The organism is Streptococcus suis (assembly GCF_002964045.1).
Classification (GTDB): Bacteria; Bacillota; Bacilli; order Lactobacillales; family Streptococcaceae; genus Streptococcus; species Streptococcus suis_U.
The window spans coordinates 1-344 of sequence record NZ_POPB01000570.1 but is presented as its reverse complement, the minus strand read 5'-3'; the positions used below and the strand labels follow the sequence as shown (position 1 = coordinate 344).

Annotated in this window: 1 pseudogene; it reads left to right on the top strand. The window is 34.3% G+C overall.

Going from position 1 to position 344, the window contains the following annotated elements:
- Positions 1–288: pseudogene (locus tag C1E99_RS15320) on the top strand (hypothetical protein); the annotation flags it as partial.
- Between the last annotated feature and the right edge of the window lie 56 nt (positions 289–344).

Below are 344 nucleotides of genomic sequence, written 5' to 3'. Positions count from 1 at the left end.
GAAGCGGAAACAAGAGATTTAGTGAATTGGATTCAATCCCAAAAAGGAAGATTGTTTCCAAAGTTATCATCTAACTATGATAACCATAGCTACAGAGCTAGCTATGCAATGCGAATGTATAAGAAGTATGTTAGGAATTTAGATAAATTGCCTATCAAAGAAAAGTACTATATGCGAGGGGATAGAGCTGGAGAAGTTTTTGACCGTTACGCAATGAAGATTGTGTCCGAGAATCTTGGACACAATCGAATAACAGTAATTGCACAATCTTATTTATATACCGACTAAAAGAAGAAAAAGAAAAAGGCTTGCAGAAATGCAAGCTTTTTTCTTAGCAAAATTTA